Annotated in this window: 17 protein-coding genes; 10 read left to right on the top strand and 7 right to left on the bottom strand. The window is 68.0% G+C overall.

What is annotated here, in order from left to right:
• The first annotated feature begins 10 nt into the window (after window positions 1-10).
• The 4 genes from CAP40_RS04185 (at window position 11) to CAP40_RS04170 (ending at window position 4,891) form a co-directional block, all read left to right on the top strand.
• Complete coding sequence (locus CAP40_RS04185) at window positions 11-937, top strand: bifunctional riboflavin kinase/FAD synthetase (RefSeq protein ID WP_086128057.1); 927 nt, start codon at window positions 11-13, stop codon at window positions 935-937.
• 108 nt (window positions 938-1,045) lie between these two features.
• On the top strand, window positions 1,046-3,919 hold the full coding sequence (ileS, locus tag CAP40_RS04180; RefSeq protein ID WP_086128056.1) for an isoleucine--tRNA ligase: 2,874 nt from the start codon (window positions 1,046-1,048) through the stop codon (window positions 3,917-3,919).
• On the top strand, window positions 3,916-4,485 hold the full coding sequence (gene lspA, locus CAP40_RS04175) for a signal peptidase II (RefSeq protein ID WP_086128055.1): 570 nt from the start codon (window positions 3,916-3,918) through the stop codon (window positions 4,483-4,485). The genes ileS and lspA overlap by 4 nt, the downstream gene beginning before the upstream one ends.
• Window positions 4,478-4,891: a DUF3035 domain-containing protein gene (locus tag CAP40_RS04170; RefSeq protein ID WP_086128054.1), complete on the top strand. Its 414-nt coding sequence runs from the start codon at window positions 4,478-4,480 to the stop codon at window positions 4,889-4,891. The genes lspA and CAP40_RS04170 overlap by 8 nt, the downstream gene beginning before the upstream one ends.
• A 94-nt stretch (window positions 4,892-4,985) precedes the next feature.
• Here the strand turns inward: CAP40_RS04170 and CAP40_RS04165 are convergent, their stop codons facing one another.
• The 4 genes from CAP40_RS04165 to CAP40_RS04150 all read right to left on the bottom strand — a co-directional run bounded on the left by CAP40_RS04165 (window position 4,986) and on the right by CAP40_RS04150 (window position 7,411).
• On the bottom strand, window positions 4,986-5,780 hold the full coding sequence (locus CAP40_RS04165) for a TorF family putative porin (protein ID WP_086128053.1): 795 nt from the start codon (window positions 5,778-5,780) through the stop codon (window positions 4,986-4,988).
• A 259-nt stretch (window positions 5,781-6,039) separates the two neighbouring features.
• Window positions 6,040-6,504 (bottom strand): RidA family protein, encoded by a 465-nt coding sequence (locus tag CAP40_RS04160; RefSeq protein ID WP_086128052.1) that lies wholly within the window; start codon window positions 6,502-6,504, stop codon window positions 6,040-6,042.
• Window positions 6,505-6,512: 8 nt separating this feature from the next.
• Window positions 6,513-7,148 (bottom strand): hypothetical protein, encoded by a 636-nt coding sequence (locus tag CAP40_RS04155; RefSeq protein WP_086128051.1) that lies wholly within the window; start codon window positions 7,146-7,148, stop codon window positions 6,513-6,515.
• On the bottom strand, window positions 7,145-7,411 hold the full coding sequence (locus CAP40_RS04150) for a DUF3572 family protein (protein WP_086128050.1): 267 nt from the start codon (window positions 7,409-7,411) through the stop codon (window positions 7,145-7,147). Before CAP40_RS04150 ends, CAP40_RS04155 begins: the two co-directional genes overlap by 4 nt.
• A gap of 37 nt (window positions 7,412-7,448) precedes the next feature.
• Here CAP40_RS04150 and CAP40_RS04145 point away from each other — a divergent pair, with 37 nt between their 5' ends.
• Window positions 7,449-7,877: a response regulator gene (locus CAP40_RS04145; RefSeq protein ID WP_086128049.1), complete on the top strand. Its 429-nt coding sequence runs from the start codon at window positions 7,449-7,451 to the stop codon at window positions 7,875-7,877.
• Between the two features lie 69 nt (window positions 7,878-7,946).
• On the opposite strand, the gene rpmG is transcribed toward CAP40_RS04145, so the two are convergent.
• The gene (rpmG, locus tag CAP40_RS04140; RefSeq protein WP_025560997.1) at window positions 7,947-8,114 is read right to left on the bottom strand and encodes a 50S ribosomal protein L33; all 168 of its coding nucleotides are present in this window, start codon (window positions 8,112-8,114) and stop codon (window positions 7,947-7,949) included.
• A gap of 206 nt (window positions 8,115-8,320) precedes the next feature.
• Here rpmG and CAP40_RS04135 point away from each other — a divergent pair, with 206 nt between their 5' ends.
• Entirely contained in the window at window positions 8,321-8,884 is a 564-nt protein-coding gene (locus CAP40_RS04135; protein ID WP_086128048.1) for a TMEM165/GDT1 family protein, read from the top strand.
• A 97-nt stretch (window positions 8,885-8,981) separates the two neighbouring features.
• Window positions 8,982-9,479, top strand: coding sequence for a Dps family protein (locus CAP40_RS04130; RefSeq protein WP_086128047.1), 498 nt, complete (start codon window positions 8,982-8,984; stop codon window positions 9,477-9,479).
• 149 nt (window positions 9,480-9,628) lie between these two features.
• On the opposite strand, the gene CAP40_RS20355 is transcribed toward CAP40_RS04130, so the two are convergent.
• Window positions 9,629-9,964 carry a hypothetical protein gene (locus CAP40_RS20355; RefSeq protein WP_086128046.1) on the bottom strand — a complete coding sequence of 112 codons (336 nt, stop codon included), beginning with the start codon at window positions 9,962-9,964 and terminating at the stop codon, window positions 9,629-9,631.
• 47 nt (window positions 9,965-10,011) lie between these two features.
• On the bottom strand, window positions 10,012-10,845 hold the full coding sequence (locus CAP40_RS04120) for a metallophosphoesterase (RefSeq protein WP_179187897.1): 834 nt from the start codon (window positions 10,843-10,845) through the stop codon (window positions 10,012-10,014).
• A gap of 49 nt (window positions 10,846-10,894) precedes the next feature.
• On the opposite strand from CAP40_RS04120, the gene CAP40_RS04115 reads away from it, so the two are divergent.
• Genes CAP40_RS04115 through CAP40_RS04105 form a run of 3 tightly spaced genes read left to right on the top strand, consistent with a single transcriptional unit; the run spans window position 10,895 to window position 13,753 of the window.
• Window positions 10,895-12,472 (top strand): cisplatin damage response ATP-dependent DNA ligase, encoded by a 1,578-nt coding sequence (locus CAP40_RS04115; protein WP_086128044.1) that lies wholly within the window; start codon window positions 10,895-10,897, stop codon window positions 12,470-12,472.
• Window positions 12,473-12,488: 16 nt separating this feature from the next.
• Window positions 12,489-12,926, top strand: a complete 438-nt coding sequence (locus CAP40_RS04110; protein ID WP_086128043.1) for a hypothetical protein — start codon at window positions 12,489-12,491, stop codon at window positions 12,924-12,926.
• On the top strand, window positions 12,923-13,753 hold the full coding sequence (locus CAP40_RS04105; protein WP_256924007.1) for a DMT family transporter: 831 nt from the start codon (window positions 12,923-12,925) through the stop codon (window positions 13,751-13,753). The genes CAP40_RS04110 and CAP40_RS04105 overlap by 4 nt, the downstream gene beginning before the upstream one ends.
• Window positions 13,754-13,765: the final 12 nt, after the last annotated feature.

Below are 13,765 nucleotides of genomic sequence, written 5' to 3'. Positions count from 1 at the left end.
AGGCGCGCGGATGGAGCGGCTGGACGGCGGCTCGGCGGTGCCGTCCCGCTATCGGGGGGCGATCGTCGCGCTGGGCAATTTCGACGGATTTCACCTGGGGCATCAGGCCGTGGTCGGCCGCGCGGTCGCGCGCGCCCGGGCCGAGGGGCGGCCGGCGCTGGTCGGCACCTTCGATCCCCATCCCCAGCGCTATTTCCGCCCCGACAGCCCCTGGTTCCGCCTCACCACCATGGACCAGCGCCAGCGCCTTCTCGTCGAGGCCGGGATCGACGCGATGCTGGTCTTCCCGTTCAACGCCGCGCTGGCGGCGCTCAGTGCGCGCGGCTTCGCCGAGGAGCGGCTGGTCGGGTTCATCGGCGCGGGCGGCGTGGTGACCGGCGGCGACTTCACCTTCGGCAAGGGCCGCGAGGGCGATGTGGCGACGCTCGCCGCGCTCGCCGCGGAGCTGGGCTTCTCCGCCGAGACGGTGGCGCCGGTCCGGCTCGACGGCGAGATCGTCTCCTCGAGCCGTATCCGCGAACATCTGCGCGAGGGCCGCCCGGCCGAGGCGGCGCGGCTGCTCACCCGCCCCTTCGCGATCGAGGGCGTGGTGCAGCATGGCGACCAGGTCGGCCGCACGCTCGGTTTCCCCACCGCCAATCTCAGCCTCGCCAACTATCTGCGCCCGGCCTACGGCATCTATGCCGTGCGCGGGCGGCTGGCCGATGGGCGCGTGCTGGGCGGCGTCGCCAGCCTCGGCATCCGCCCGACCTTCGAGCCGCCGGTCGAGCTGCTCGAGCCGCATTTCTTCGATTTCGACGGCGATCTCTATGGCCAGACGATCGAAGTGCAGCTGATCGACTATCTGCGCCCTGAGGCGAAGTTCGATTCGCTGGAGGCGCTCACCGCGCAGATCGCCGCCGACGCGGCGCAGGCGCGCGCGCTGCTCGCCAGATAGGAAAAGACCCGCCGGCATCATGCGCCAGCTCCCGAAATCGCCCGTCCGGCGCGGCATCAGAACATCTGCTTTGCATGCCGCGCGGCTTCCTCTAATTCCCGCGCACCCATGAGCGACCAAAAAGACTATCGCGAAACCGTCTTCCTGCCGAAGACCGAGTTCCCCATGAAGGCCGGACTGGCCCAGAAGGAGCCGGCCATCCTCGCGCATTGGGAGAAGATCGGCCTTTATCAGAAGCTGCGCGCCCAGCGTGCCGGCCGCACCCGCTTCATCCTGCACGACGGCCCGCCCTATGCGAATGGCGACATTCACATGGGCCATGCGATGAACAAGGTCCTGAAGGACATCGTCGTCCGCTCGCAGAGCCTGATGGGCAAGGACGCGCCCTATATCCCGGGCTGGGACTGCCACGGCCTGCCGATCGAGTGGAAGGTCGAGGAGGCCTATCGCGCGAAGAAGCTGAACAAGGACGAAGTCGACCCCGTCGCCTTCCGCGCCGAATGCCGCGCCTATGCCGAGAAATGGGTGGGCGTGCAGCGCGGCCAGTTCGAGCGGCTGGGCGTGATGGGCGACTGGGCCAACCCGTATCTCACGATGAACTATGAGAGCGAGGCGATCATCGCCGGCGAACTGCTGAAGTTCGCCGAAAGCGGCCAGCTCTATCGCGGCGCCAAGCCGGTGATGTGGTCGCCCGTGGAGAAGACCGCGCTGGCCGAGGCGGAGGTCGAATATGACGACATCGTCTCGACCCAGATCGACGTGGCGTTCGAGATCGTCGAGGCGCCGAACGCGCCCGAGCTGGTCGGCGCGCATGCGGTGATCTGGACGACCACGCCGTGGACGATCCCGGTGAACCAGGCTTTGGCCTATGGGCCGGAGATTGAGTATGTCCTGGGCTCGTTCCGGAGCGCTGAGGGTGAGCAAGTTCCCGAAGGGCTTCAGGATAGGAAATTTCTGATTGCAGAGGCTCTGGTTGGGCCGTTCCTGAATCGAATTCAGCAGGCTCATCGCGACACGCCGCGCCTTGGGTTCGAGATCGAGCCGGCTATCAAGGGCTCCGCCCTCGCCGGCGCCGTCGCCAACCACCCGATGCACCATCTCGGCGGCTTCTTCGCCAGGCCCCGCCCCTTCCTGCCCGGCGACTTCGTCACCACCGATGCCGGCACCGGCCTCGTCCATATGGCGCCGGATCACGGCGAGGACGATTTCCTGCTCTGCAAGGCGCATGGCATCGACCCGGTGTTCGCGGTCGACGCGGCAGGCATGTACCGGCCGGACTGGCTGTGGCTCGGCGGCCAGGGCTCGGTGATCAACAAGAAGTTCGTCGCATCGGACGGCCCGATCTGCACCGACCTGCGCGAAGCGGGCGCGCTGCTCGCCGCCTCGGACGATTTCGCGCACAGCTATCCGCATAGCTGGCGCTCCAAGGCCAAGGTGATCTTCCGCTGCACCCCGCAATGGTTCATCCCGATGGACCGCGCTTCTTCTCCCTCTTCCCCGGATGAGCCTGAAGATGACTTCGCGATCGCGGCGCCGCCCCTCTCCCCCGAAGGGGAGCGGGAGACCAACGGCGCCACGCTGCGCGGAATCGCGCTCGACGCGATCGAGAATACCCGCTGGGTGCCCGAGCGCGCGATCAACCGCATCCGCGCGATGGTGGAAGGCCGCCCGGACTGGGTGATCAGCCGCCAGCGCGCCTGGGGCGTGCCGATCGCGCTCTATGTCCATCGCCAGACCGGCGCGTATCTCCGCGATCCGGAGGTCAACGCCCGCATCCTGAACGCCTTCGAGACCGGCGGGGCCGATGCCTGGTTCCAGGCGGACCATCAGGCGCTGCTCGGCCCGCGCTACGACCTCGCCCATTACGAGGTGGTCACCGACATTCTCGACGTCTGGTTCGATTCGGGCTCGACCCACAGCTTCGTGATCGAGGCACGCTACGGCGTCGGCACCCGCGCCAACCTCTATGTCGAGGGTTCGGACCAGCATCGCGGCTGGTTCCAGTCGTCACTGCTCGAATCCTCGGGCACGCGCGGCCGCGCGCCCTATGACGCGGTGCTGACGCATGGCTTCGCGCTCGACGGCCAGGGCAAGAAGATGTCCAAGAGCCTGGGCAATGTCGTCGATCCGCTCAAGATCATCGGCGAGAGCGGTGCCGACATCCTGCGCCTCTGGGTCGCGCAGACCGATTATTTCGAGGATGTGCGCATCGGCAAGGAAGTGCTGGCCGGCACGGGCGACGCCTATCGCAAGATCCGCAACACCTTCCGCTACCTGCTCGGCGCGCTCGACGGATTCGGCGAGGGCGAGCGGATCGCGGTGGCCGAGATGCCCGAGCTTGAGCGCTATATCCTGGCGAAGCTGGCCGAGCTCGACGCCGAGCTGCGCGGCGCGGCCGATGCGTTCGAGTTCAACCGCTACAGCCGCGCGCTCACGGATTTCATGAACGAGGACCTCTCGGCCTTCTTCTTCGATATCCGCAAGGACTGCCTCTATTGCGACGCCGAGGGCTCGGCCAAGCGCCGCGCCTATCGCACCGTGCTGGACGTGCTGTTCCACGCGCTGGTCCGCTATGCCGCGCCGATCCTCGCCTTCACGGCCGAGGAAGTGTGGCAGGCGCGCTTCCCGGGCGAGGGCGAATCGGTCCACCTGCTCGAATGGCCGGTGCTGCCCCAGGGCGCGGCGGTGGAGAGCGACTGGAACGCGATCCGGGCGCTGCGCCAGCAGGTGACCGAGGCGATCGAGCCCTATCGCCGCGAGAAGCAGGTCCGCTCCAGCCTGGAGGCGGAGGTGACGGTGCCCGATCTGCCGGCCTCGGCCGAGGATCTCGCCGAATTGTTCATCGTCTCGGCGGTGACGAAGGGCGAAACGGTCACGGTCGTGCCCACCCAGCGCCATAAATGCGGCCGGTGCTGGCGGCATCTCCCGGAAGTTGCGCAGGACGGCGCCTTGTGCGACCGCTGTGCCGGGGTGGTGGAATGAACGTGACTCGTGGAATCGGCTTCGCGGTGGCGGCCCTGGTTTTCGTCATCGATCAGGTGACGAAGCTGCTCGTCGTGCGCGCGCTGGGCGTCGACCTCAAATTCGTCCAGACGCTGATCGGCCAGAAGCTGGGGCTCGACGGGCTCAACCATGTCCAGGAAGTGCTGCCGATCTTCGATCTGCGCTTCGTGGCCAATATCGGCGTGTCGCTGGGCCTGTTCGCCGCGAACAGCGACGCGACGCGCTGGCTGCTGGTGGCGCTCACCGGCGCGATCGCCGCGGGCGTGGTCTGGTGGATGTTCCGCGAGAGGAAGCTGCCGGACATCTGCGCGCTCGGCATGGTGCTGGGCGGGGCGCTCGGCAACATCCTCGATCGTGCGCGCCTCGGCTTCGTCGTCGATTTCGCCGACCTGCATTTCGGGGCGTGGCGCCCGTTTTTGGTCTTCAACGTCGCCGATGCGGCGATTACCATCGGCGTGCTGATCCTGTTGATCCGCGCCCTTCTAGTGCGCGATAAGGCCGCAGGCGACAGCCCGGCCGCTGTGGAGAATGAAGTCAATGCGTAAGACCGTTACCATCGTGAGCGCCATTGCGCTCGCGGCATCGCTCTCCGCCTGCGGCAAGCGTGGCTATGACCGTTCGCGTCCCGACGAGTTCGCCGTGGCCCGCCAGGCGCCGCTGGTGATCCCGCCCGATTTCTCGCTGGTGCCGCCGCAGCCGGGCGCCCCGCGCCCGCAGGAAGGCAATCCGGCCAACCAGGCGCTCGACGCGATGTTCGGCGGCTCGGCCGCGCGCAGCCCCGGCGAGCAGGCGATCATGGACCAGTCGGGCAGCACCAGCGCCGACCAGAGCGCGCGCTCGACCGCGGGCAGCCCCGGCACCACGGTGGTCGACAAGGGCTCGACCACGCGCGACATCGTCGCGGCGCCGGAAGGCGACGGCAAGGACGCCAAGGCCAGCACGCCGAAATAAGGCGCCCCGCCTTTCCCGAACGAAGAAAGCGCCGGCCCGCATCCCCGCTTTCGCATGGCGGGGAGCAGCATTGCCGCTCCCCCTCCCCCCAATATCAGAAGGCGACGCTCACCGAGCCGAGGATACCGCCCTTGGCCGCGTCCTTGCCGCTCGGCGTGATGAAGTTGGTGTCGGTATCGACATAGGATACGCCGAAGGTCAGCGACTTCCAGGTCGCCGTCGCGCCCAGCGACCAGTCGGTATATTCGTTGGTCGGGCCCGACAGCCAGCTCGGGCCCCAGGTGTGGCCGAGATGGGCGGTGAGGCCGATCGGCGTCTTGGGGATCGCGACCGACAGATCGCCGGCCAGGTAGAAATTGTCCTGCTTCCGAAGCAGGCCGCTCTGGCCCTGGTCGATCGCCAGCGCCTTCTGCTTCGGCGCATAATTGCCGGTGATCTTCGCGGTGGCCGGCCCGATCGCATAGCTGACCGAGGCATAGGGCTCGATGAAGTCCGACGAACTCCTGTCGCCCGCAAAGCCGGGGCGCGTGCCCGGATAGACATAATAGAGCGCGCCGACATCGACGGTGACTCCGCCGTCGAACGCGTGCTTGTACCCGGCGATCAGGTCGAGCTCCTGATGCGCGGTGCCGTGGACGGTGACGTAATCGTCGATCGAGGAACCCCAGACCGAGACGTAGAAGCCCGATGCATGGGCGATAGTGATACCGCCCTGCACGGCGAAATTGCCGTCGGTCTGCGAGATGCCGCGGAACTTGTAGTCGCTGACCACGCCGACGCTGCCGCTGATCGTCACGACGGGCGGCGGATCGGTCTGGTCCTGGGCCATTGCGGGGGTGGCTGCGGCCGCGGCCGCGAGCGCGGCGAAGCTGATCATGGTGTAGCGCATGGAATACCCTTCCCGTTGTTCAAAAAAGGGTTCCCGCCTGCTGCTCCGGTACGGCGTCGACTTGAGGCTCATCGGCCTGCGCTGCTTGCGAAGCACGACTTACTTGCCGCACCACGCTGCACCGCACAACATTAATTGCTGTTTCGTCACGGGATCGTGACGAACTGTTGCTGGGTAGCAACAGCGCGATCCCCATGTGCGAAAACGGCCCGCTCCCCGATGGGGAACGAGCCGCAACCGAAATACCGAAAGCGCCGGATCAGCGAATCTGGACGATCGCGTCGATCTCCACCGCCACGCCCAGCGGCAGGGCGGGCACGCCCACGGCGCTGCGGGCATGGCGGCCGGCATCGCCGAACAGCGCCTGCATCAGTTCCGAGGCACCATTGGCGACCTTGGGATGGTCGGTGAAGTCCGCGGCGGAATTGATGAACACGCCGAGCTTCACGATCCGCTCGACCCGCGACAGGTCGCCATCCAGATATTTCTTGATCTGCGCGACCAGCATCAGCGCGCAGCGCTGCGCCGCCTCGGCGCCGAACGCCAGGTCGCGGTCCTCGCCCAGCCGGCCGGTCATCAGCGCGCCGTCCTTGAAGGGAATCTGGCCCGAGACATGGAGCAGGCCGTTCGCCTCCACCACGGGGACATAGGCGGCGACGGGGGCCGCGGCTTCGGGAAGGGCGAGGCCGAGCTCTTCGAGCTTGCGATCGACATGGGTGGTCATGGGTCTGCTCAACCACTCGCCACGTCGGCGGTCAAGCCCGCGTCGAAGCGCGCCTCGATCCAGCCCAGCGCCTCGCGCCAGTCGTCGATCCGGGCATGGGCGTGCGGCGCCTTCGCCACGCTCGGCGCCAGGCTGGGCTCGGCGACCATGTGGAGGCGGAACACGCCCGGCGCATGCTTGGCCACCGATTCGTGGTGCACCGCCAGATCGTCGACGAACACGGTGACGCTCGGCCGATATTCCTCGACCAGCCGCACCACCGGCGAACCCTTGCCGCCCTGGTTGCACTCCACCCGATGTTCGATCCCGTGATTCGTCAGCTGGGCGATCCGGTGCGGGCGGCAATGATCCTGCAGGTTGGTCAGCACGACGATGTCGGCGCGCGCGGCAAGCGCGGCCAGCGCCTCGCGGGCATGCGGCACCAGGGTCTGGCGATCCATCTCGGCGGGAAAGAAGCCGTCGAGCAGGCCCCACATCTCCTCGCGCTCCACTACGGCCGAATCGGCGCGGCGGCGCATCGAATTGGCGAAATCGCCGCCATTGGGGGTGAACTCGATGTCGTGCGTCTCGCCCAGCCACACGCCGAAATGGCGCACCATGTGGAGCAGGACCTCGTCGCAATCGGTGATCAGCAGGGGCTTCATGATCTTTCCAGCGTCGCCCGGGCGGCGACCAGTTGTTCGGGGCTTATGTCGAGTGCCGCCGCGCAGGCGACAAGATCGGGCTCGTAGGATTCGAGGAACGACAGAGTCGCGGCGAGCACCACCGCCTCGCCCGCCCGCCGGCGCAGTTCGGCGGGATCGAGGCCGGTGAGGTCGAGCAGGCGCCGCGCGCGCGATTCCTCGCCCAGCGTCCACACAAGCGCCTGCAGCGCCAGCGCTTCCGCATTTGTTTCCGCGCCTGCCATACCCTACATCACCCGAGAGTCGATCCGGGGGTAGCGCGTGGCAAAAAGGGTGCTCGTTGTCGAGGACAACGAACTCAATCTGAAGCTGTTCTGCGACCTGCTGCGCGCGCACCAGTTCGAAGCCGAGCCGGTGCGCGACGGGCGCGAGGCGGTGGGACGCGCGCGCGACTTCGATCCGCAGCTGGTGGTGATGGACATCCAGATGCCGCACGTCACCGGGCTCGAGCTGATCCAGCACATGAAGCTGGACCCCAGGCTGCGCGCCATCCCGATCATGGCGGTGACCGCCTATGCCGGCCGCGACGACGAGGAGCGGATTCGCGCGGCCGGGGCCAATGCCTATGTCTCCAAGCCGATCAGCCTCGTGCGCTTCATGGAGGAAGTGCGGGCGCTGATGCCGGCCGAATCGCCGGCGCCGCCGCGCGAAGCCCCGAACCCAGGCACAGAAGAAGCCCCGCAGCCTTGACGGCCCGGGGCTTTCTTGAAGACCGGCCCCGCGCGTGCGGGGGCGAGGCAAGCCGGGCTCGCGCCCGCCTTACTTGATCTTGGCTTCCTTGAACTCGACATGCTTGCGCACGACGGGATCGTACTTGCGGAACGAGAACTTCTCGGTCTGGGTACGCGGATTCTTCTTGGTGACGTAGAAGAAACCCGTGTCCGCCGTGCTGACGAGCTTGATCTTGACAGTGGTCGGCTTGGCCATGACCCAACAACCCTTGAAACTGCGAAAAGAAAAGAGCGGCACGCCAGAGCGCACCGCTGCCAGACGCGGGCAACTGTGCGATTCTCGGCCAAAAGTCAAGGCTGGGGCCAAGCAATTCCTCCCGAGCGCCTCTGGGGGAGGAATTGGATATCCTTCACGCGGGTTTAACCCTGGCTGCCCAGAATGGCCACCGAAAGGGGAAGCGCGTGGAAGCTCTGGTCCCGGCCTTCCTGCTGGCCGCCCTCACCCAGCTTTGCGACAAGCCGGCCATGCTGACCGCGATCCTCGCCGATCGCTATGGCCGGCCGCTCACCGTGGCGCTCATGGCGGGCATCGCCCATGCCGCCGTCAATCTCGCGGCGGCGCTTGGCGGATCGCTGATCGGGCCGATGATGACGCCCAATGCGCGCGCGCTGCTGCTCGCCATGGCGCTGATCTTCGGCGCGCTGGGCGCGATCGGGTCGAATCGCGTGAAGGACCGGCTCGACGGCTGGAAGCTCGGCGCCTTCCTCACTGCACTCCTTGGCGTGCTGATTCTTGCCTTTGGCGAGAGCACGCCCTTCTTCACGCTTGCGCTCTCCACCGGCGGCCAGCCCTGGTTCGCGGCGGCCGGCGCCTCGATCGGCGCGTTCGGCGTGGCATTCGTCGCCGCGCTGCTCGGCGAGCGGACCTGGGCGGCCATCCCCTGGCGCTGGCTGCGCATCCTGAGCGGCATCGGCTTCCTGATCGCCGGCTGCTGGATCGGCGTGAACGCGCTGCGCCTCACCTGATCGATCTCCGAGATCGGAAAAATGCAAATGCGCCGGGGCGGAGCCGATCCCATATCCCGTTCGTTGACCCTGCGAACCGAATCCCGGGAGGACGAACATGGCTGATACCAATGCGGCGCTCCGCACCCCTACCGATCTCAACCGCAACGACGCGAAGAGCGTGGCGGATGCGCTGAATTCCGCGCTGGCGGATTGCTTCGCGCTCTATCTCAAGACCAAGAATTTCCACTGGCACGTCTCGGGTCCGCATTTCCGCGACTATCACCTGCTGCTCGACGATCAGGCGGCGCAGATCTACGGCATCACCGATGCGATCGCGGAGCGGGTGCGCAAGACCGGCAACGTCACGCTGCGCTCGATCGGCGACATCGCCCGCCGCCAGACGCTGACCGACAATGACGCGGACTATGTCGCGCCCGGCGACATGCTCGCCGAGCTGCGCGAGGACAATCTCAAGCTGATCGAGAGCTTCCGCACGGTGAAGCAGGCGGCCGAAGATGCCGGCGACAATGCGACCAGCGGCATCGTCGACGAATGGACCGATCAGGCCGAGGAGCGCGCCTGGTTCCTGTTCGAGGCATCGCGCAAGGGCTGAACCCGCGCCCGGGGCGGAGGCGTGATCGGCAAACCCCGTCATCCTCGCGCAGGCGGGGGATGACGGAAATAGCTCGAAGGCTCGCCTGGACCCTCAACCTGGCGGCTCGGAGAACGAGGCCGGCTCCGCGGGAGCCGGCCCCGGCCCAATTACTTCACCTTGGCGAGGTCCGAATCGAGCTTGGCGAGCATCTCGTCGGTGAGCTTGCCTTCCGAGAAAGGCTGGATCGCGCGGAAGCTCATCGCCTTGAACTGCTCATAGGCGGGATGCTTGTCGATATCGCCCAGGCCGTCGGCGACGAGCACCGCCTTGGCGCCTTCATTGGCGAACAGGGTTTCGATCGGCGTGTCCGCGCTGAACTTCGCCGCCGGGGCGGGCGCAGTGGCCGGGGCAGGCGCAGGTGCCGGTGCCGGCGCCGGTGCGTTCTGGGCAAGGGCGGCAACAGGTGCACAGGCAAGCAGGGCGGCAGTGAGAACGAGCTTCATTGTCGGGAGACCCCTCCGGTGGTGGAGCGGCGAACCTAACCCGCTTTTCATGTCCGCACCATTGCCGGCGGCACGAGCGTGACCAACCAGATATCGGGTCGCGCGCCCAGGCGGAACGGCACACCGCTGGTGCCGAGCCCGGCGGTGACGATCACGGTCCGTGCGCCTTCGCGCACCAGGCCACAGCGATAGCGGGCGCCGTAGCGGCTGACCGCGGGCGCGACGTTGTGGCCGAAGACCAGCACCTGCCCGCAATGGGTGTGCCCGGCGAGCAGCAGCCGCGCATCGGCGGGCAGGTCCGGCGCAACGTCGGGCGAGTGCGTGACCAGCACGATCGGCCGCCCGATCGCGCGCGCCGCCCGAATCGTCGCGTCGACATCGGCATGGCCGGAGAAATCGTCGCCGATGCCGCCCAGCGCGATCGGCCCGCGGGGGCCGGCATCGTTCTCCAGCACCGTAACGCCGGCGCCGGCGAGCTGGTCGCGCACTGCCTGCGGGCCCGTCCAATAGTCGTGATTGCCGAGCACCGCCGTCACGCCCAGCGGCGCGCGCAGTTCGCGCAACGGCCCGATCATCGCCGGCCCCAGCTTCGCCGCACCCCGGGGATCATGGCCGAAGATGAAGTCGCCCGCGATCACCACCAGATCGGGCTTCAGCGCATTAACCTGCCCGACGATCCGGCTCAGCCGCTCCGGCCCCATCGCGGCGGTGCCGATATGGATGTCGCTCAGCAGCGCGATCCGCACCGGCCGCTCCAGCCCAGCCATGGCCACCTCCGCACGGCGGACCACCGGGTCGCTGGTCGCCTCGCGGAAGCACCAGCCGAGAAAAGCGGCGAGCAGCAGGGCCAGGCCGGCGAGGATGAGGGAGAGCTTGCGCATACGAACATCGTAACGGGAGCGCATCGGCCGCGCTATGCGTTGCGCCATCATGCGTGCCTTTGCCGACCTGCTCGATGGCCTGATCTACACGCGCTCGCGCAACGCGAAGCTCAAGCGGATCGGCGACTATCTGCGCGCCACGCCCGATCCGGACCGTGGCTGGGCGATGGCCGCGCTCACCGGCACGCTCGACCTGCCGGCGGTGAAGCCCGCCCTGATCCGCGCGATGGTGGAGGAACGCGTGGATCCGGTGCTCTATGCGATGAGCCGGGACTTTGTCGGCGATTCGGCCGAGACGATCGCGCTGCTCTGGCCCGAACCGGCGGCACCGCCCGACACCATGGCACCGCTCAGCGTCTCGCAGGTGGTCGCGACACTCGGCGGGATCTCCAGGTCCGATGCGCCCGCGGCACTGGCGGGGATGCTCGATCGCCTCGACGCCGATGCGCGCTTCGCCTTGCTCAAGCTCGCCACCGGCGCGCTGCGCGTGGGCATCTCCGCCCGGCTCGCCAAGACCGCGCTCGCCCAGGCCTTCGGGCTCGATGTCGATGCGGTGGAGGAAGTGTGGCACGGCCTCGCCCCGCCCTATGCGCCACTGTTCGACTGGGCCGAGGGCCGCGCCACGCAGCCGAGCGCGCGCGACCTGCCTGTCTTCCGCCCCTTCATGCTGGCCCACCCGCTCGAGCAGGAGAGCGTCGATCTCGCCGACTATGCCGCCGAGTGGAAATGGGACGGGATCCGCGTCCAACTCGTCCATGTCGCGGGCGAGACCCGGCTCTATAGCCGCGCGGGCGACGACATCACCCATAGCTTTCCCGAAGTCGCGGGGGCCTTCGCGACGCCCGGCGTGCTCGATGGCGAACTGCTGGTGAAGGGCGCGTTCCAGGGCGGCGCGGCGGCGAGCTTCAACACGCTCCAGCAGCGGCTGGGCCGCAAGCTGGTCAGCGCCAGGACGCTGGCCGACTATCCCGCCTTTGTCCGCCTCTACGACATCCTCTTCGATGGCGAGGAAGATCTGCGCAACTTGCCCTGGTCGGAGCGCCGCACCCGGCTGGAGCGCTTCGCCGTGCGGCTCGACCCCGAGCGGTTCGACGTCTCGGCGGTGATTCCGGCCAGGGACTTCGCCGCGCTGGAGGAACTCCGCGCGGGCGCCCGCGACGCGTCGATCGAGGGCGTCATGCTCAAGCGGCGCAACTCGCCCTATGTGGCCGGCCGCCGGGCGGGGCTTTGGTACAAATGGAAGCGCGATCCGCTGGTCGCCGATTGCGTGCTGATGTACGCCCAGCGCGGCTCGGGCAAGCGCAGCAGCTTCTATTCCGACTATACTTTCGGCGCCTGGACGGCCGAGGGCGAGCTGCTGCCCGTCGGCAAGGCCTATTTCGGCTTCACCGACGAGGAGCTGAAATGGCTCGACCATCATGTCCGCACCCATACGGTGAATCGCTTCGGGCCGGTGCGCGAGACCGACAAGAGCCTCGTCCTCGAAGTCGCCTTCGATTCGATCCACGAATCGCGGCGCCACAAATCGGGCCTGGCGATGCGCTTCCCCCGGATCAGCCGCATCCGCACCGACAAGCCCGCGCGGGAAGCCGACACGATCGAGGCGTTGCGCAAGCACGTCACCTGAGTCAGTTTCGCGCCCGATGGCCAAGGGAAATCGTATCGCGGTTCTGCCCCTGATCGCCTGCGTGCTCGCAGGGCCCGTGCCTGCGTCCCTGCTCGCCGCCTTTGCCGGCAGCGGCGGCGCCGATTCGCTGCTGCGGGTGTGGGGCACGCTGGCGCTGTTCGGCCTCTGCTATGCGTTGGTCGTCGGCACCCCTGTCGCATTGATTTTCCTGCGCGATCCGGCACTGCCCTGGCGGCGCTGGATCGGTGCCGCCCTGCTCGCCGGGCTGATCTCCACCGCGATCGTCCTGGGCTGGACCGCGCTGAGCAGCGCCCGGCATCTCGTCGCCGGGCAATGGAGCGCCTTCCAGGTACTGATGCTCTGGCTGGTCGTTCCGCTGGTGCTTTTCTCCGGAATCGTCTCGCGCATCCTGCTCGCGCTCTGGCTCCGGCACGTCCGCGACACCGCCTGGTGAATCCCGAGCTGCTCGCCCCGGCGATGATGATCGCCTCGGGCTCCATCCATGCCGTGGTCAACGCGATCCTGAAGGGCGGCCGCGACAAGATGGCCGGCCGCGCGATCATCGACGGATCGAGCGCGCTGATCCTGCTTCCGGCGACGCTGCTCGTGCCGCTGCCGGCCGCCGCCTGGCCGTGGATCGCCGGCACCGCCCTGGTCCATTGCCTCTATCTCTATTCGCTGGTGCGCACCTTCGACGCGAGCGACTATTCGGCCGCCTATCCGATCCTGCGCGGCACCGCGCCGCTGGTCACCGCCGCGCTCTCGATCGGGCTGCTCGGCGAGCCGGCCGGCGCGCGCGAACTGGCCGGCATCGCGCTGATCGGCGGGGCCATGTTCGTGATGGTGCTGGGCCGGCACATCGGCCGGGCCGGCCTGGGCTGGGCATTGCTCACCGGGCTCACCATCGCCGGCTATACGGTGATCGACGCACACGGCGTGCGCGCCGCGCCGACGCCGCACAGCTATATCGTCTGGATGTTCGTGCTGATGGGGATGAGCACGGTGACGATGTTCGCCCTGCTCTCCAGGGGCGCGATCTTCGCTTCGGCGGCGCGGCAATGGCGCCCGGGCGTGGCGGCGGGTGCGCTCTCGATCGTCACCTATGGCCTGGCGCTCCTGGCACTGGCGATCGGCCCCACCGCGCCGCTCGCCGCCCTGCGCGAGACCGGCATGGTCACCGCGCTGGTCATCGCCACGCTCTTCCTGGGCGAGAAGGTGACGCGCGGCCGGGCGCTGGGCGTCGCCGGGATTCTCGCCGGGGCGGTGCTGATCCTGCTCTAGCACCGGCCCAAG

It is taken from the genome of Sphingomonas sp. IBVSS2 (assembly GCF_002127225.1).
GTDB lineage: Bacteria > Pseudomonadota > Alphaproteobacteria > Sphingomonadales > Sphingomonadaceae > Sphingomonas.
The sequence above is the reverse complement of the archived record's forward strand: the minus strand, read 5'-3'. Positions and strand labels throughout refer to the sequence as shown.